We start from the raw sequence: 16,072 nt of genomic DNA on the forward strand, positions 1-16,072 counted from the left end.
TCACTTACCAGCCTTTCCGACCTTGCGGCGGACGTTCTCGCCCGCGTAGCGCACGCCCTTGCCCTTGTACGGCTCGGGCTTGCGGATCTTGCGGATGTTCGCGGCGACCTCGCCCACCTGCTGCTTGTCGATGCCGGCGACCGAGAACTTGGTCGGGGACTCGACGGCGAAGGTGATGCCGGCGGGCGGCGTCACGGACACCGGGTGGCTGAAGCCGAGCGCGAACTCGAGCGCGTCACCCTTGGCCGTCACGCGGTAACCGGTGCCGACGATCTCCAGCTTCTTCTCGTAGCCGGCGGTGACGCCGGTGACGAGGTTCGCCAGGAGGGTGCGCGTGAGGCCGTGCAGCGACCGCGAGAGGCGCTCGTCGTTCGGACGGGTGACCACGAGGGCCCCCTCGTCGTCGCGGGCGACCTCGATGGGCGACGCGACCGTGTGCGTGAGGGTGCCCTTGGGGCCCTTCACCGTCACGACGGCGCCGTTGATGGAAACATCCACGCCGGCCGGGACCGAAACGGGGATTCTGCCGATACGAGACATTGGCTAGCTCCTTTCCGTCTCGGACTTACCAGACGTAGGCGAGGACTTCCCCACCCACGCCCTTCTTTGCGGCCTGCTTGTCCGTCAGGAGACCGGAGGACGTGGACAGGATCGCCACGCCCAGGCCACCGAGGACCTTCGGCAGGTTGGTCGACTTCGCGTACACCCGGAGGCCGGGCTTCGACACGCGCTTGATGCCGGCGAGCGCACGCTCGCGGCTCGGGCCGTACTTCAGCTCGACCACGAGGTTCTTGCCCACGCGGGCGTCCTCGGTGGTCCAGCCGGAGATGTAGCCCTCGGCCTGCAGGATCTCCGCGATGTGCGACTTCAGCTTCGAGTACGGGATGGTCACCGTGTCGTGGTGCGCCGAGTTCGCGTTGCGCAGACGCGTCAGGAAGTCTGCGATCGGGTCGGTCATCGTCATGGGGGCTATCGCCCTTCCTCGCCGTGGTTTCCGCGGCGGCCGCCCTCGAGGGCGGCGCGCCGCGGACCTGCGACGTCGTTGTTTACCAGCTGCTCTTGGTCACACCGGGGAGCTGGCCCGCGTGGGCCATCTCGCGCACGCAGATCCGGCACAGGCCGAACTTGCGGTACACGGAGTGCGGACGGCCGCAGCGCTGGCACCGGGTGTAGGCCCGCACGGCGAACTTCTGCTTGCCCGCGGCCTTGTTGATCAGGGCGGTCTTCGCCATGTCAGTCCTCCTTGAAGGGGAAGCCCAGGTGCTTGAGCAGCGCCCGGCCCTCCGCGTCCGTCGTCGCGGTGGTGACCACCGTGATGTCCATGCCGCGGACCCGGTCGATCTTGTCCTGGTCGATCTCGTGGAACATCGACTGCTCGGTCAGACCGAAGGTGTAGTTGCCGTGGCCGTCGAACTGCTTCGGCGACAGCCCGCGGGAGTCGCGGATGCGCGGCAGCGCGGTCGACAGCAGGCGGTCCAGGAACTCCCAGGCACGGTCGCCGCGCAGCGTGACGTGCGCGCCGATCGGCATGCCCTCGCGCAGCTTGAACTGCGCGATGGACTTGCGGGCCTTGGTGACCTGCGGCTTCTGGCCCGTGATCTGCTGGAGGTCGCGGATGGCGCCCTCGATCAGCTTCGAGTCCTTGGCCGCGTCGCCGACACCCATGTTCACGACGACCTTCACCAGGCGCGCGACCTGGTTCACGTTCTCGTGGGAGAACTCCTCGCGGAGCGCGGTGCGGATGGCGTCGTTGTACCGGACCTTCAGGCGCGGGACCGGGTAGGCGCGCGTCGTCTCGTCGGTGGCGGTCATCAGATGTCCTTACCGGAGCGCTTGGCGACGCGGACCCGAACGGTGCGGGTCCGGCCGTCGCGCTCGACCTGCTCGGTGCGGTAGCCGACCCGGGTACCGCGCTTGGTCTCCGGGTCGACCAGCATCACGTTGCTGATGTGGATGGGCGCCTCGACCGTCTCGATGCCACCGGTGCGGGAGCCGCGCTGGCTCTGGCCCACCTTGGTGTGCTTCGTGATGCGGTGCACGCCCTCGACCAGGACGCGGTCGCGGTCGGTGAGGACCTCGAGGACGCGCCCCTGCTTGCCCCGGTCCTTGCGGGAACCGGAGATGACGACCACGAGGTCGCCCTTCTTGATCTTCGCCATGTCAGAGCACCTCCGGCGCCAGCGAGATGATCTTCATGAACTTCTTGTCGCGCAGCTCGCGGCCCACCGGGCCGAAGATGCGCGTGCCACGGGGCTCACCGTCGTTCTTGAGGATCACCGCGGCGTTCTCGTCGAACTTGATGTACGAGCCGTCCACGCGCCGGCGCTCCTTGCGGGTGCGCACGACGACCGCCTTGACGACGTCGCCCTTCTTGACGTTGCCGCCGGGGATCGCGTCCTTGACGGTGGCGACGATCACGTCACCGATACCGGCGTAGCGACGGCCCGAGCCACCGAGAACGCGGATGCAGAGGATCTCCTTCGCACCCGTGTTGTCGGCGACCCGAAGTCGCGACTCCTGCTGAATCATCTATCGAACTCCTGTCGTCTGCCGGTTCTCGCACACGGCGAGCCTGGCCGAACGGATAGTGGACAAGAAGGCGCGAGCCTTACTTCGCCTTCTCGAGGATCTCCACCAGACGCCACCGCTTGGTGGCGGAGAGCGGGCGGGTCTCCATGATGAGGACCAGGTCACCGACGCCGGCCGAGCTGGCCTCGTCGTGCGCCTTGACCTTGCTGGTCCGCCGGATGACCTTGCCGTAGAGCGGGTGCTTGACCCGGTCCTCGACCTCGACCACGACGGTCTTGTCCATCTTGTCGCTGACCACGTAACCGCGCCGCGTCTTGCGGTAGGGACGCGCGGTCCCTGTGGCGGTGGTGGCCTCGTTGGTGTTCTCGCTCATCGAGTCCTCACTCGCTCGCGCTGGGCGCGGTCCGGATGCCGAGCTCGCGCTCGCGCAGGATCGTGTAGATCCGGGCGATGTCGCGACGCACGGCCTTGAGGCGGCCGTGGCTCTCGAGCTGACCGGTGGCCGACTGGAAGCGCAGGTTGAACAGCTCCTCCTTGGCCTTCTTCAGCTCGGCCACGAGGCGCTCGTCGTCGAAGGCGTCCAGCTCGGTGGGAGCCAGGTCCTTGGTGCCGATAGCCATCAGTTACCACCCTCGCGAACCACGAAACGGGTCTTCATCGGGAGCTTGTGCTGCGCGCGGCGCATGGCCTCGCGAGCCAGCGGCTCCGGGACGCCGGCGAGCTCGAACATCACTCGGCCGGGCTTGACGTTGGCGATCCACCACTCCGGCGAACCCTTACCGGAACCCATGCGGGTCTCGGCGGGCTTCTTCGTGAGCGGACGGTCCGGGTAGATGTTGATCCAGACCTTGCCGCCACGCTTGATGTGGCGGGTCATCGCGATACGAGCAGCCTCGATCTGGCGGTTCGTGACGTAGGCCGGCTCCAGAGCCTGGATGCCGAACTCGCCGAACGAGATCGCGGTGCCACCGGTCGCGGCGCCGGAGCGCCCGGGGTGGTGCTGCTTGCGGTGCTTCAGCCTGCGCGGGATCAGCACGGCTCAGGCCTCCGTTCCGGTCTCAGGAGCCGACGTCTCCGCGGCAGCCGCGGCCGGGGCGGCGGACTCGGCCGCGGGGGCCTCGGTCCGCTCGTTCCGACGGCCGCCGCCACGCGGGCCACGGTCGCCGCCGCGGTCCCCACGGGGGCCACGGGACTGGCGCGGGGCCTGGGTGGCCTGCTCGCGCGCGAAGTCGCGCTCGGTCATGTCGCCCTTGTAGACCCAGACCTTCACGCCGATGCGGCCGAAGGTCGTGCGGGCCTCGAAGAAGCCGTAGTCGATGTTCGCGCGGAGCGTGTGCAGCGGCACACGGCCCTCGCGGTAGAACTCCGTGCGGCTCATCTCCGCGCCGCCGAGGCGGCCGGAGACCTGCACGCGGATGCCCTTGGCGCCGGCGCGCTGCGCGGACTGCATGCCCTTGCGCATCGCACGACGGAAGGACACGCGGCTCGCCAGCTGCTCGGCGATGCCCTGCGCGACCAGCTGAGCCTCGATCTCGGCGTTCTTGACCTCGAGGATGTTGAGCTGCACCTGCTTGCCCGTGAGCTTCTCGAGCTCACCGCGGATGCGGTCCGCCTCGGCGCCGCGGCGGCCGATGACGATGCCCGGGCGCGCGGTGTGGATGTCGACGCGGACGCGGTCACGCGTGCGCTCGATCTCCACCTTCGCGATGCCCGCGCGCTCGAGACCCGTGCTCATGAGCTTGCGGATCTGGACGTCCTCGCGGACGTAGTCGCGGTACCGCTGACCCGGCTTGGTCGAGTCGGCGAACCACCGCGAGCGGTGGTCGGTCGTGATGCCCAGGCGGTACCCGAGCGGGTTGACCTTCTGTCCCACTGTCAGGCCCTTCCCTTCGTCTCACGCTCGGCGACGACCACGGTGATGTGGCTCGTGCGCTTGAGGATCTGGCTCGCGCGGCCCTGCGCCCGGGGGCGGAACCGCTTCAGCGTCGGACCCTCGTCCACGAACGCCTCGGCCACGTAGAGGTTGCCCTCGTCGAAGCGCTCACCGGCGCGCTTGGCGCCCTCGCGGGCGTTCGCGATCGCGGACTCGACGACCTTGAGGACCGTCTCGCCCGCGGCCTGCGGCGCGAACTTCAGCGTCGACACGGCCTCGCCGGCCTGCTTGCCACGGATGAGGTCCACGACGCGCCGGGCCTTCTGGGGCGTGACGCGGACGAACCGCGCCTTCGCCTTGGCTTCCATTGCTGTCCTGCCTTCTGTCTCTGCCGTCAGGGCAGTCGCTCAGCTGACCCGGGGGTCAGCGGCGACGGCCCTTCCGGTCGTCCTTCTCGTGGCCGCGGAACGTGCGCGTCGGGGCGAACTCGCCGAGCTTGTGCCCGACCATCGACTCCGTCACGAACACCGGCGTGTGCTTGCGGCCGTCGTGCACCGCGAACGTGTGGCCCAGGAAGTCCGGGGTGATCATCGAACGACGCGACCACGTCTTGATGACGTTCTTGGTGCCGGCGGCGTTCTGAACGTCGACCTTCTTCTGCAGGTGCCCGTCGACGAAGGGCCCCTTCTTCAGGCTGCGAGGCATGTCTCCCGGCTCCCTATCAGCGCTTCTTGCCGGTGCGGCGGCGACGGACGATGAGCTTGTCGCTCGGCTTGTTCGGACGACGCGTGCGGCCCTCCGGCTGGCCCCAGGGGCTCACCGGGTGACGACCACCGGACGTCTTGCCCTCACCACCACCGTGCGGGTGGTCGATCGGGTTCATCGCGACACCGCGGACGGAGGGGCGCTTGCCCTTCCAGCGCATGCGGCCGGCCTTGCCCCAGTTGATGTTCGACTGCTCGGCGTTGCCCACCTCGCCGACCGTGGCGCGGCAGCGCAGGTCGACGTTGCGGATCTCGCCGGAGGGCATGCGCAGCTGCGCGTACGGCCCGTCCTTCGCGACCAGCTGCACCGAGGCACCCGCGGAGCGGGCGATCTTGGCGCCGCCACCGGGCTTGAGCTCGATGGCGTGGATCGTGGTACCGGTCGGGATGTTGCGCAGCGGCAGGTTGTTGCCGGGCTTGATGTCGGCACCGGCGCCGTTCTCGACGACGTCGCCCTGCTTCAGCTTGTTCGGCGCGATGATGTAGCGCTTCTCGCCGTCCGCGTAGTGCAGGAGCGCGATGCGCGCGGTGCGGTTCGGGTCGTACTCGATGTGCGCGACCTTGGCCGGCACGCCGTCCTTGTCGTGACGACGGAAGTCGATCACGCGGTAGGCGCGCTTGTGGCCACCACCCTGGTGCCGCATGGTGACGCGGCCGGTCGAGTTACGACCACCGGTCTTGTGCAGCGGGCGGACCAGAGACTTCTCCGGCGTGGAGCGCGTGATCTCGACGAAGTCGGCGACGCTCGCGCCGCGGCGCCCCGGCGTCGTCGGCTTGTACTTACGGATTCCCATGGGGATCTGTCCTCAATCTGCTCTCGGGCCCGGTCAGCCGACCGGTCCGCCGAAGATGTCGATCGTGCCCTCGCGGAGGGTGACGATCGCGCGCTTCGTGTCCTTGCGCTTGCCGGTGCCGGAACGGGTCCGCCGCGTCTTGCCCTTGCGGTTGATCGTGTTCACGGAATCGACCTTGACCGAGAAGACCTGCTCGACGGCGATCTTGATCTCGGTCTTGTTGGCGCGCGGGTCGACGATGAAGGTGTACTTGCCCTCGTCGAGCAGCCCGTAGCTCTTCTCCGAGACGACCGGCGCGATCAGGATGTCGCGGGGGTCCTTGGCGACGGTGGTCACTTGGCGTCCTCCTCGGCCTCGGACGACGTCGCGACGGCGGTCGCGCCGCGGCCCTTGACGGGACCGGCGAGGAACGTGTCGAGCGCGCCCTGGGTGAACACGACGTCGTCGGAGACGAGCACGTCGTAGGTGTTGAGCTGGTCGGCGACGAGCAGGTGGACCCGCTCGACGTTCCGCAGCGACTTCCAGGCCAGCTCGTCCGCGCGCTCCACGACCACGAGGACGTGCTTGCGGCCGGACAGCGTGTCCAGGACCTGCAGCGCGGCCTTGGTCGACGGCGCCTCGTCGACACCGAAGCCGGTGACGACGTGGACGCGGCCGGCGCGGGCGCGGTCCGAGAGAGCACCGCGGAGCGCCGCGGCCTTCATCTTCTTCGGGGTCCGCTGGGAGTAGTCGCGCGGGGTCGGGCCGTGGACGGTGCCACCGCCGGCGAACTGCGGCGCACGGGTCGAACCCTGGCGGGCGCGGCCGGTGCCCTTCTGCTTGTACGGCTTCTTGCCACCACCGCGGACCTCGCCGCGGGTCTTGGTGTCGTGGGTGCCCTGGCGCGCGGCGGCGAGCTGGGCGACGACCACCTGGTGGATCAGCGGGACGTTCGTCTGCGCGTCGAACACCTCACCGGGCAGGTCGGCCGTGCCGGCCTTCTTGCCCTGGGCGTCGAGCACGTCGACGGTCAGCGTCTCGGACATGTGGTTCATGCCCCCTTCACGGCGGTACGCACGACGACGACGCCCCGCTTCGGGCCCGGAACCGCGCCCTTGAGCAGCAGCAGACCCTTCTCGGCGTCGACCGCGTGGACGGTCAGGTTCTGGGTGGTCTGGCGGGCGTGGCCCATGCGACCGGCCATCCGCAGGCCCTTGAACACGCGCGACGGCGTCGAGGCGCCACCGATCGAGCCCGGCTTGCGGTGGTTGCGGTGCGCACCGTGCGAGGCGCCCACGCCGGAGAACCCGTGGCGCTTCATGACACCGGCGGTGCCCTTGCCCTTGGTGGTGCCGATGACGTCGACCAGCGCGCCGGCCGCGAAGGCCTCCGCGGTGATCTCCTGGCCGAGCGTGTACTCGGCGGCGTCCGGCGTCCGGATCTCGGCCACGTGCCGACGGGGGGTGACCCCCGCCTTCTCGAAGTGGCCCTTCAGCGGCTTCGTGACCTTGCGCGGGTCCACCTGGCCGTAGGCCAGCTGCACCGCGGCGTAGCCGTCGGCCTCAGCGGAGCGCACCTGGGTCACGACGTTGGTGCCGACCGAGACCACGGTGACGGGGACGAGACGACCGTTGTCGTCCCAGACCTGCGTCATGCCGAGCTTCGTGCCGAGCACCGCCGTGACGGGGCGCGCGTTCTGCTGGGTAACCATGAAAGATCAGTTCCTTCCCAGCGTCAGAGCTTGATCTCGATGTTCACGTCCGCGGGCAGGTCGAGACGCATGAGCGAGTCGACCGCCTTCGGCGTGGGATCGATGATGTCGATGAGCCGCTTGTGCGTGCGCATCTCGAAGTGCTCGCGGCTGTCCTTGTACTTGTGGGGCGACCGGATGACGACGAAGACGTTCTTCTCCGTCGGGAGCGGCACCGGGCCCACGACCGTCGCACCAGCGCGGCTCACCGTGTCGACGATCTTGCGCGCCGAGCTGTCGATGACCTCGTGGTCGTAGGACTTGAGCCGGATGCGGATCTTCTGTCCCGCCATGGCGTCGTCTGCTTCTCTCTCTCGAACTACTGGAGTCCGACCCCCGCGCTCGGGCGTGTCGCTTTTCGCGACGTTCCTCAGCGCCGGTCCCGGCCGGGTGCGCAGGGCGCGCGCCGGCTGGGACGAGGTCGTTCGTTTGGTGATGAGTCCGACGCCGGGTGACCCCGGGCTGTGAGCTGGACTCGCACGCGTCCCGTGCCCGCTCGTCGGGGCATCCGAGCGCACGCGCGCAGGCACCCCCGTCGTCGGGCAACTTGTCTAGTGTGCCAGCCGCGACCCGAAAGGTCCAACCGGACCTGCGTCACACCCGCGTGATCACGCGCCGCGGCGGTCCGTCGCGCTCGACGCGCGTGCCGTGCGGGGCCGGTCGCCTCAACCGGCGGCCGGGCCCGGCGCGTACCAGAGCCGGACCTCGTCCCCGCCGGTGCCGCCGCCCTCGCCACGCCGGATCGACAGCACGGTCAGCTCGCCCTCGCCGGCCGCCACCGACTCCCCCACCGCGACCCAGCGCGCCGGGGAGCCCGTGAGTCCCAGGTGCGCGCTGCACCCGTCGTCGGAGACCCCGCCGACCCCGACGCGCAGGCCGTCCGCGAGCTCGGGCTGCGCGCCGAGGACGGCGGACACGGCCTCCCCGTCGCCCGCCGGCGCCTCGGCGGTGCGCGCGCACGCCGCGGGTCCGCGACCGGACAGGGCCACGACGGCGCCGGCGGCCACGAGCGCCACGGCCAGCGCGCCCACGACGACCATCCGCGTCCGGCGTCCGCCGGACCTGGTCGCCCGGCCCCCGCCGGCGGTGCCCTGCGACTGCGTGTCCACGTCGGCGCCCGCCACGGCAGCCCCCCTGTCTCCCGGCGCCATCGTAGGGCCTGACCACCGCCACCCGGGCGCCTTCCGGCGTCCGAGGGGCGGCGGTCCGCCCACCCGACGTGTGCAGGCACCGGGGCACGCGAAAGGGCCCGGGTGCCGCAGCACCCGGGCCCTCCCGGTGTGGTCTAGCTCCCCGAGGGGATCAGATCACTTGACGATCTTGGTGACGCGGCCCGAGCCGACGGTGCGGCCGCCCTCGCGGATGGCGAAGCCGAGGCCCTCCTCCATCGCGATGGGCTGGATCAGCGTCACGGAGATCTCCGTGTTGTCGCCGGGCATGACCATCTCGGTGCCCTCGGGCAGCGTGATGACGCCGGTGACGTCCGTGGTCCGGAAGTAGAACTGCGGACGGTAGTTCGAGTAGAACGGGTTGTGACGCCCGCCCTCGTCCTTGGCCAGGATGTAGACCTGGCCCTCGAACTCGGTGTGCGGCGTGATCGAGCCCGGCTTCACGACGACCTGGCCGCGCTCGACGTCCTCACGCTTGGTGCCACGGAGCAGGAGGCCGCAGTTCTCGCCGGCCCACGCCTCGTCCATCTGCTTGTGGAACATCTCGATGCCGGTGACCGTGGTCTTCTGCGCCGGGCGGATGCCGACGATCTCGACCTCGGAGTTGATCTGCAGCTTGCCGCGGTCGACCTTGCCGGTGACGACGGTGCCACGACCGGTGATCGTGAAGACGTCCTCGATCGGCATGAGGAACGGCTTGTCCATGTCACGGACCGGCTCCGGGACGGACTCGTCCACGGCGTCCAGCAGGTCCTCGACCGACTTGACCCACTGGGCGTCGCCCTCGAGGGCCTTCAGGCCGGAGACGCGGATGACCGGCGCGTTGTCGCCGTCGAAGCCCTGCGACGACAGCAGCTCGCGGACCTCCATCTCGACGAGCTCGAGGATCTCCTCGTCGTCGACCATGTCGGACTTGTTGAGCGCCACGAGCAGGTACGGCACGCCGACCTGGCGGGCGAGCAGGACGTGCTCGCGCGTCTGGGCCATCGGGCCGTCGGTGGCGGCGACCACGAGGATGGCGCCGTCCATCTGCGCCGCACCCGTGATCATGTTCTTGATGTAGTCGGCGTGACCCGGCGCGTCGACGTGAGCGTAGTGACGCTTCTCCGTCTGGTACTCGACGTGCGCGATGTTGATCGTGATGCCGCGCTGCTTCTCCTCGGGCGCCTTGTCGATCTCGTCGAACGGCGTGAAGGGGTTCAGCTCCGGGTACTTGTCGTGCAGCACCTTCGAGATGGCAGCGGTCAGCGTCGTCTTGCCGTGGTCGACGTGACCGATGGTCCCGATGTTGACGTGCGGCTTGGTCCGCTCGAACTTCGCCTTGCCCACTGGGTCCTCCTCAGGACTCTGGTGTAGAGATTGCCGAACGATGCGGGGGGCCGTGCGGCCCCCCGCGGACGTGCGGTCCTACGGGTCGGTTTGGGTGGTCGTTCTGGTTCGACCTGTGGGACTACTCGCCCCGGGTCTTCTTGATGATCTCGTCGGCAACATTCCGAGGAACCTCGGCGTAGCTGTCGAACTGCATCGAGTACACCGCACGACCCTGGGTCTTGGACCGCAGGTCGCCGACGTAGCCGAACATCTCGGAGAGCGGCACCTGGGCGCGGATCACCTTCACGCCCGTCGCGTCCTCCATGGACTGGATCATGCCGCGACGCGAGTTGATGTCGCCGATGACGTCGCCCATGTAGTCCTCGGGCGTCCGCACCTCGACGGCCATGACCGGCTCGAGGAGGACCGGGTCCGCCTTGCGGACGGCCTCCTTGAGGATCATCGAGCCGGCGATCTTGAACGCCATCTCGGACGAGTCGACGTCGTGCGCCGCACCGTCGAGCAGCGTTGCCTTGATGCCGACCAGCGGGAAGCCGGCCAGCACGCCGAGCTGCATGGCGCTCTGGATGCCCTGGTCGACCGACGGGATGTACTCGCGCGGGACGCGACCACCGGTGACCGCGTTCTCGAACGCGTACAGCTCGCCGTCCTCGGACTCCAGCGGCTCGAAGGTCATCTGGACCTTCGCGAACTGGCCCGAGCCACCCGTCTGCTTCTTGTGGGTGTAGTCGATCTTCTCCACCTTGCGGCGGATCGTCTCGCGGTACGCCACCTGCGGCTTGCCGACGTTGGCCTCGACCTTGAACTCGCGCCGCATGCGGTCGACGAGGATGTCGAGGTGGAGCTCGCCCATGCCGCCGATGACGGTCTGGCCGGTCTCCTCGTCCAGGCGGACGCGGAAGGTCGGGTCCTCCTCGGCGAGCTTCTGGATCGCCGTGGAGAGCTTCTCCTGGTCGGCCTTCGTCTTGGGCTCGATGGCCACGTCGATGACCGGCTCGGGGAAGGTCATCGACTCGAGGATGACCTGCGAGCTCATGTCCGACAGGGTGTCACCGGTGGTGACGTCCTTCAGGCCGATGAACGCGTAGATGTGACCGGCCGTGGCCTCGTCGACAGGGTTCTCCTTGTTGGCGTGCATCTGGAAGATCTTCCCGATGCGCTCCTTCTTGCCCTTGGTCGAGTTCATGACCTGGGCGCCCTGCACGACCTTGCCCGAGTACACCCGGATGAAGGTGAGCTTGCCGAAGAACGGGTGCGCGGCGATCTTGAACGCCAGGGCCGAGAACGGCTCCGTGGCGTCCGGGTGCCGCTCGATGACGACCTCCGGGTCCTTGACGTCGTGGCCCTGGATGGCCGGGACGTCGAGGGGCGACGGGAGGTAGTCGACGACGGCGTCGAGCATGGGCTGGACGCCCTTGTTCTTGAACGCCGAGCCGCACAGGACCGGGTACGCGTCGCCCGCGATGGTGAGCTTGCGGATGCCGGCCTTGATCTCGGCGACCGTGAGCTCCTCACCGCCCAGGAACTTCTCGAGCAGCTCGTCGTCGGTCTCGGCGACGGCCTCGAGCAGCTCGGCGCGGAACTGGTCCGCCCGGTCCTGGAGGTCGGCCGGGATCTCCTCGATCTCGTACTTCGCGCCCATCTCGGTCTCGCCGCGCCACACGAGCGCGCGCATCTCGACCAGGTCGACGACGCCGATGAAGTCGTTCTCGGAGCCGATCGGCAGCTGGAGCACCAGCGGCTTGGCCTTGAGGCGGTTCACGATGGTGTCGACCGTGAAGTAGAAGTCCGCGCCCAGCTTGTCCATCTTGTTGACGAAGCAGATGCGGGGGACCTCGTACTTGTCGGCCTGGCGCCACACGGTCTCCGACTGGGGCTCCACACCCTCCTTGCCGTCGAACACCGCGACCGCGCCGTCGAGCACGCGCAGCGAGCGCTCCACCTCGACGGTGAAGTCCACGTGACCGGGCGTGTCGATGACGTTGATCTGCGTCTCGTTCGACTTGCCCTTGTTCCAGAAGGCGGTCACAGCAGCGGACGTGATCGTGATGCCACGCTCCTGCTCCTGCTCCATCCAGTCCGTGGTCGACGCGCCGTCGTGGGTCTCGCCGATCTTGTAGTTGACGCCCGTGTAGTACAGGATCCGCTCGGTCGTCGTGGTCTTGCCGGCATCGATGTGCGCCATGATGCCGATGTTCCGGACCTTGTGCAGGTCCGTGAGCACGTCCAGTGCCACAGGTTCAGCCCCTCGGTAGTGGGGTCCGCCCTACTGCTGGGATTACCAGCGGTAGTGGGCGAACGCCTTGTTGGACTCGGCCATCTTGTGCATGTCCTCGCGGCGCTTGACCGCGGCGCCCAGGCCGTTGCTGGCGTCGAGGATCTCGTTCATGAGGCGCTCGGTCATGGTCTTCTCGCGGCGAGCGCGCGAGTAGTCCGTGAGCCAGCGCAGCGCGAGGGTGGTCTGGCGGACGGGGCGGACCTCGACCGGGACCTGGTAGGTGGCGCCACCGACGCGGCGGGAGCGGACCTCGAGCGACGGGCGGACGTTGTCCAGCGCGCGCTTCAGCACGACGACCGGGTCGCCCTGGGTCTTCTCGCGGACGCCCTCGAGCGCGCCGTAGACGATGGCCTCGGCGACGGACTTCTTGCCGTCGAGGAGGACCTTGTTGATGAGCTGCGTGACGACCGGCGAGCCGTAGACCGGGTCGACGATCAGCGGCCGGCGGGGGGCGGGACCCTTACGAGGCATCGGTTCAGCCCTTCTTCGCGCCGTAGCGGCTGCGCGCCTGCTTACGGTTCTTCACGCCCTGGGTGTCCAGAGCACCACGGATGATCTTGTAGCGCACACCGGGGAGGTCCTTCACACGACCGCCGCGCACGAGCACGATGGAGTGCTCCTGCAGGTTGTGGCCCTCACCGGGGATGTACGCGGTGACCTCGATGCCCGAGGAGAGCTTGACGCGCGCGACCTTCCGCAGAGCCGAGTTCGGCTTCTTGGGGGTGGTCGTGTAGACGCGGGTGCACACACCGCGCCGCTGCGGGCTGCCCTTGAGGGCAGGCGTCTTCGACTTGTTCGTCTTCGCCTGCCGGCCCTTGCGGACCAGCTGCTGGATCGTAGGCACTACGTCTCCGTCTTGTTGATGAGTCTGGTCTGACCGGCACCCGTCACCCTGGACGGCCGGCAATGGTCCGGATCGTCGCCCGTCGCGCGACTACCCCGAGAGGTCTTGCGTCCCGCTCCGACCCCCGCACCCGGGCGTGTCGACCCCGTCCTGCTCCGCACACCGGGTCCCGGAGGTCCGGGGACGCAGGTGCGGTGGGGGCGATCCACCCGGCGCCGCACGTGGTGACCACGTGAGCGCGCGCGAGAGCCCGACGGCGCGGGCACGGTGTCCCACGTTACTCGGCCGTCACCCCGGGGTCAAAGCACCTGGTGACGGTCGGCTGGTGGGACGTCCCTCACAACAGCGCGGGGGCCGCGGGTGTTCCCGCTCCCCCGGACGGGCCGAGGGGGCCCGGTCACGCACGCGGCGCGACCGGACCCCCTCGGACCGGTGAGGAGCGACGATCAGCGGTAGTCGCCGAAGTCGATGTCCTCGAGCGGGATCGCCTCGCCCGAGCCGAGGCCCAGGGCGGGGAAGTCGATCTCGTCGTAGCCGAAGGACGGGTACAGCTCGGCCTTCGCCTCCTCGGTGGGCTCCACCGACACCTCGTGGTAGCGGGGCAGGCCCGTACCGGCGGGGATCAGCTTGCCGAGGATCACGTTCTCCTTCAGGCCCAGCAGCGGGTCCGAGCGGCCCGACATCGCGGCCTCGGTGAGGACGCGGGTCGTCTCCTGGAAGGACGCCGCCGACAGCCACGAGTCCGTCGCGAGCGACGCCTTCGTGATGCCCATCAGCTCCGGACGACCCGAGGCCGGCTGACCGCCCTCGGCGACCGCCCGGCGGTTCGCGTCCTCGAACCGGCCGCGCTCGGCCAGCTCGCCCGGCAGCAGGTCCGTGTCACCCGAGTCGAGCACGGTCACGCGACGCAGCATCTGCCGCACGATGACCTCGATGTGCTTGTCGTGGATGTCCACGCCCTGGGAGTTGTAGACCTCCTGGACCTCGTCCACCAGGTGCTTCTGCGTGGCGCGCGGGCCGAGGATGCGCAGGACCTTCTTCGGGTCCACCGCACCCTGGACCAGCTGCGTGCCGACCTCGACGTGGTCGCCGTCGGACACGAGCAGGCGCGAGCGCTTGGTGATCGGGTAGGCGATCTCCTCCGAGCCGTCGTCCGGCGTCAGCACGATGCGCCGCGTCCGGTCCGCCTCGTCGATGGCGATGCGGCCGGAGAACTCCGCGATGGGGCTCTCACCCTTGGGGGTGCGGGCCTCGAAGAGCTCCTGGACACGCGGCAGACCCTGCGTGATGTCCTCGGCCGACGCGACACCACCGGTGTGGAAGGTGCGCATCGTCAGCTGCGTGCCGGGCTCACCGATGGACTGCGCCGCGATGATGCCGACGGCCTCGCCGATGTCCACCAGCTTGCCGGTGGCCAGCGAGCGGCCGTAGCACTTGGCGCAGGTGCCGACGCGCGACTCGCAGGTCAGCACGGAGCGGACCTTGAGCGACTCGACGCCGGCCGCCAGCAGGCGGTCGAGCAGCACGTCGCCCACGTCGTCGCCCGCGTTCCCGATGACCTCGCCGTCGATCTCGACGGCGGTGGCCAGGGTGCGCGCGTAGACGCTGGTCTCCACCTTGTCGTGCCGGCGCAGCGCGCCGCCCGTGCCGGCCACGCCGATCGGCATGGTCAGGCCGCGCTCGGTGCCGCAGTCCTCCTCGCGGACGATGACGTCCTGGGAGACGTCCACCAGACGACGCGTCAGGTAGCCCGAGTCGGCGGTCCGCAGCGCGGTGTCCGCCAGACCCTTGCGGGCGCCGTGCGTCGCGATGAAGTACTCCAGGACCGACAGGCCCTCGCGGTAGTTGGACTTGATCGGGCGCGGGATGATCTCGCCCTTCGGGTTCGCCACGAGGCCGCGCATGCCGGCGATCTGACGGACCTGCATCCAGTTACCACGCGCACCCGAGCCGACCATGCGGAACACGGTGTTGCGGGCGTTGAAGTTCTCCTGCATCGCCTTGGCGACCTTGTCGGTGGCCTGCGTCCAGATCTCGATGAGCTCCTGGCGACGCTCGTCGTCGGTGATGAGGCCCTTGTCGTACTGGCCCTGCACCTTCGCCGCGCGCGCCTCGTGCTCGGTGAGGATCTCCTGCTTGGCGGTCGGCGCCGCCACGTCGGAGATCGCGATGGTCACGCCCGAGCGGGTGGCCCAGCGGAAGCCGGCCTCCTTCAGGGCGTCGAGCGAGGCCGCGACCTCGACCTTCGGGTACCGCTCCGCGAGGTCGTTGACGATCACGGAGAGGCGCTTCTTGTCGACCACGCCGTTCTCGTACGGGTAGTCGACCGGCAGCAGCTCGTTGAACAGCGCGCGGCCGAGCGAGGTCTCGAACAGGAACGGCTCGTCGGCGGAGAAGCCCTCGGGCTCCTGGCCGGGGCCGAACACGAGGCCCTCCATGCGGATCTTGACGACCGCGTTGAGGTCCAGCGAGCCCTGGTCGAACGCCATGATCGCCTCGGACACCGAGCTGAACGCCCGGCCCGCGCCCACCGGGTCCACCTTGTCGGAGGTCAGGTGGAACAGGCCGATGATCATGTCCTGCGAGGGCATGGTCACCGGACGGCCGTCCGACGGCTTCAGGATGTTGTTGCTCGAGAGCATGAGGATGCGGGCCTCGGCCTGCGCCTCGGCGCTCAGGGGCAGGTGGACGGCCATCTGGTCGCCGTCGAAGTCGGCGTTGAACGCGCCGCAGACGAGCGGGTGCAGGTGGATCGCCTTG

At 69.1% G+C, this 16,072-nt stretch carries 22 protein-coding genes and 1 pseudogene; all 23 read right to left on the reverse strand.

The window, feature by feature from the left end:
* Entirely contained in the window at nt 1-540 is a 540-nt protein-coding gene (gene rplF, locus VER05_RS15575; protein ID WP_166940697.1) for a 50S ribosomal protein L6, read from the reverse strand.
* Between the two features lie 25 nt (nt 541-565).
* A complete protein-coding gene (gene rpsH / locus VER05_RS15580) occupies nt 566-964 on the reverse strand; it encodes a 30S ribosomal protein S8 (protein WP_147794352.1) in 399 nt (132 codons plus the stop codon).
* Nucleotides 965-1,046: 82 nt separating this feature from the next.
* A complete protein-coding gene (locus VER05_RS15585) occupies nt 1,047-1,232 on the reverse strand; it encodes a type Z 30S ribosomal protein S14 (RefSeq protein ID WP_122147680.1) in 186 nt (61 codons plus the stop codon).
* Between the two features lies 1 nt (nt 1,233).
* The gene (gene rplE / locus VER05_RS15590) at nt 1,234-1,812 is read right to left on the reverse strand and encodes a 50S ribosomal protein L5 (protein ID WP_324846245.1); all 579 of its coding nucleotides are present in this window, start codon (nt 1,810-1,812) and stop codon (nt 1,234-1,236) included.
* Nucleotides 1,812-2,159: a 50S ribosomal protein L24 gene (gene rplX, locus VER05_RS15595; RefSeq protein WP_154728251.1), complete on the reverse strand. Its 348-nt coding sequence runs from the start codon at nt 2,157-2,159 to the stop codon at nt 1,812-1,814. The genes rplE and rplX overlap by 1 nt, the downstream gene beginning before the upstream one ends.
* A gap of 1 nt (nt 2,160) precedes the next feature.
* Nucleotides 2,161-2,529: a 50S ribosomal protein L14 gene (rplN, locus tag VER05_RS15600; RefSeq protein WP_146838605.1), complete on the reverse strand. Its 369-nt coding sequence runs from the start codon at nt 2,527-2,529 to the stop codon at nt 2,161-2,163.
* Nucleotides 2,530-2,608: 79 nt separating this feature from the next.
* Entirely contained in the window at nt 2,609-2,902 is a 294-nt protein-coding gene (gene rpsQ / locus VER05_RS15605; protein ID WP_324846246.1) for a 30S ribosomal protein S17, read from the reverse strand.
* 7 nt (nt 2,903-2,909) lie between these two features.
* Nucleotides 2,910-3,149 carry a 50S ribosomal protein L29 gene (gene rpmC, locus VER05_RS15610; protein ID WP_109130752.1) on the reverse strand — a complete coding sequence of 80 codons (240 nt, stop codon included), beginning with the start codon at nt 3,147-3,149 and terminating at the stop codon, nt 2,910-2,912.
* Complete coding sequence (rplP, locus tag VER05_RS15615) at nt 3,149-3,565, reverse strand: 50S ribosomal protein L16 (RefSeq protein WP_122147685.1); 417 nt, start codon at nt 3,563-3,565, stop codon at nt 3,149-3,151. Before rplP ends, rpmC begins: the two co-directional genes overlap by 1 nt.
* Before the next feature lie 3 nt (nt 3,566-3,568).
* Nucleotides 3,569-4,402: a 30S ribosomal protein S3 gene (rpsC, locus tag VER05_RS15620; protein WP_324846247.1), complete on the reverse strand. Its 834-nt coding sequence runs from the start codon at nt 4,400-4,402 to the stop codon at nt 3,569-3,571.
* A 2-nt stretch (nt 4,403-4,404) separates the two neighbouring features.
* Nucleotides 4,405-4,770 carry a 50S ribosomal protein L22 gene (gene rplV / locus VER05_RS15625; protein WP_147794357.1) on the reverse strand — a complete coding sequence of 122 codons (366 nt, stop codon included), beginning with the start codon at nt 4,768-4,770 and terminating at the stop codon, nt 4,405-4,407.
* Between the two features lie 55 nt (nt 4,771-4,825).
* Nucleotides 4,826-5,107 carry a 30S ribosomal protein S19 gene (gene rpsS / locus VER05_RS15630; protein ID WP_147794358.1) on the reverse strand — a complete coding sequence of 94 codons (282 nt, stop codon included), beginning with the start codon at nt 5,105-5,107 and terminating at the stop codon, nt 4,826-4,828.
* 16 nt (nt 5,108-5,123) lie between these two features.
* Entirely contained in the window at nt 5,124-5,960 is an 837-nt protein-coding gene (gene rplB / locus VER05_RS15635) for a 50S ribosomal protein L2 (protein WP_147794359.1), read from the reverse strand.
* A gap of 33 nt (nt 5,961-5,993) precedes the next feature.
* Entirely contained in the window at nt 5,994-6,296 is a 303-nt protein-coding gene (gene rplW, locus VER05_RS15640; RefSeq protein WP_154728246.1) for a 50S ribosomal protein L23, read from the reverse strand.
* A complete protein-coding gene (gene rplD / locus VER05_RS15645; protein ID WP_218706665.1) occupies nt 6,293-6,985 on the reverse strand; it encodes a 50S ribosomal protein L4 in 693 nt (230 codons plus the stop codon). The genes rplW and rplD overlap by 4 nt, the downstream gene beginning before the upstream one ends.
* A 5-nt stretch (nt 6,986-6,990) precedes the next feature.
* On the reverse strand, nt 6,991-7,650 hold the full coding sequence (gene rplC / locus VER05_RS15650) for a 50S ribosomal protein L3 (RefSeq protein WP_147794361.1): 660 nt from the start codon (nt 7,648-7,650) through the stop codon (nt 6,991-6,993).
* A 23-nt stretch (nt 7,651-7,673) separates the two neighbouring features.
* On the reverse strand, nt 7,674-7,982 hold the full coding sequence (gene rpsJ, locus VER05_RS15655; protein ID WP_122147693.1) for a 30S ribosomal protein S10: 309 nt from the start codon (nt 7,980-7,982) through the stop codon (nt 7,674-7,676).
* A 372-nt stretch (nt 7,983-8,354) separates the two neighbouring features.
* Nucleotides 8,355-8,813 carry a hypothetical protein gene (locus VER05_RS15660; protein ID WP_324846248.1) on the reverse strand — a complete coding sequence of 153 codons (459 nt, stop codon included), beginning with the start codon at nt 8,811-8,813 and terminating at the stop codon, nt 8,355-8,357.
* Nucleotides 8,814-8,996: 183 nt separating this feature from the next.
* On the reverse strand, nt 8,997-10,187 hold the full coding sequence (gene tuf / locus VER05_RS15665; protein ID WP_324846249.1) for an elongation factor Tu: 1,191 nt from the start codon (nt 10,185-10,187) through the stop codon (nt 8,997-8,999).
* 121 nt (nt 10,188-10,308) lie between these two features.
* A complete protein-coding gene (gene fusA / locus VER05_RS15670; protein WP_324846250.1) occupies nt 10,309-12,426 on the reverse strand; it encodes an elongation factor G in 2,118 nt (705 codons plus the stop codon).
* A gap of 42 nt (nt 12,427-12,468) precedes the next feature.
* The gene (gene rpsG / locus VER05_RS15675) at nt 12,469-12,939 is read right to left on the reverse strand and encodes a 30S ribosomal protein S7 (protein WP_122147699.1); all 471 of its coding nucleotides are present in this window, start codon (nt 12,937-12,939) and stop codon (nt 12,469-12,471) included.
* A gap of 4 nt (nt 12,940-12,943) precedes the next feature.
* On the reverse strand, nt 12,944-13,312 hold the full coding sequence (gene rpsL / locus VER05_RS15680; protein ID WP_147794366.1) for a 30S ribosomal protein S12: 369 nt from the start codon (nt 13,310-13,312) through the stop codon (nt 12,944-12,946).
* 446 nt (nt 13,313-13,758) lie between these two features.
* Nucleotides 13,759-16,072 (reverse strand): annotated as a pseudogene (locus VER05_RS15685) (DNA-directed RNA polymerase subunit beta'); the annotation flags it as partial.

The organism is Cellulomonas sp. (assembly GCF_035634735.1).
Lineage (GTDB): Bacteria > Actinomycetota > Actinomycetes > Actinomycetales > Cellulomonadaceae > Cellulomonas.

Bases quoted from the DNA above. Each gene is read 5' to 3' on its own strand.
- rplC (WP_147794361.1), bottom strand. From the start codon at position 7,650: ATGGTTACCCAGCAGAACGCGCGCCCCGTCACGGCGGTGCTCGGCACG.
- rpsH (WP_147794352.1), bottom strand. From the start codon at position 964: ATGACGATGACCGACCCGATCGCAGACTTCCTGACGCGTCTGCGCAAC.
- rplV (WP_147794357.1), bottom strand. From the start codon at position 4,770: ATGGAAGCCAAGGCGAAGGCGCGGTTCGTCCGCGTCACGCCCCAGAAG.
- rpsS (WP_147794358.1), bottom strand. From the start codon at position 5,107: ATGCCTCGCAGCCTGAAGAAGGGGCCCTTCGTCGACGGGCACCTGCAG.
- VER05_RS15585 (WP_122147680.1), bottom strand. From the start codon at position 1,232: ATGGCGAAGACCGCCCTGATCAACAAGGCCGCGGGCAAGCAGAAGTTC.
- rplN (WP_146838605.1), bottom strand. From the start codon at position 2,529: ATGATTCAGCAGGAGTCGCGACTTCGGGTCGCCGACAACACGGGTGCG.
- rplF (WP_166940697.1), bottom strand. From the start codon at position 540: ATGTCTCGTATCGGCAGAATCCCCGTTTCGGTCCCGGCCGGCGTGGAT.
- rpsG (WP_122147699.1), bottom strand. From the start codon at position 12,939: ATGCCTCGTAAGGGTCCCGCCCCCCGCCGGCCGCTGATCGTCGACCCG.
- rplD (WP_218706665.1), bottom strand. From the start codon at position 6,985: ATGTCCGAGACGCTGACCGTCGACGTGCTCGACGCCCAGGGCAAGAAG.
- rplB (WP_147794359.1), bottom strand. From the start codon at position 5,960: ATGGGAATCCGTAAGTACAAGCCGACGACGCCGGGGCGCCGCGGCGCG.
- rplX (WP_154728251.1), bottom strand. From the start codon at position 2,159: ATGGCGAAGATCAAGAAGGGCGACCTCGTGGTCGTCATCTCCGGTTCC.
- rpmC (WP_109130752.1), bottom strand. From the start codon at position 3,149: ATGGCTATCGGCACCAAGGACCTGGCTCCCACCGAGCTGGACGCCTTC.
- rpsJ (WP_122147693.1), bottom strand. From the start codon at position 7,982: ATGGCGGGACAGAAGATCCGCATCCGGCTCAAGTCCTACGACCACGAG.
- rplE (WP_324846245.1), bottom strand. From the start codon at position 1,812: ATGACCGCCACCGACGAGACGACGCGCGCCTACCCGGTCCCGCGCCTG.
- rpsQ (WP_324846246.1), bottom strand. From the start codon at position 2,902: ATGAGCGAGAACACCAACGAGGCCACCACCGCCACAGGGACCGCGCGT.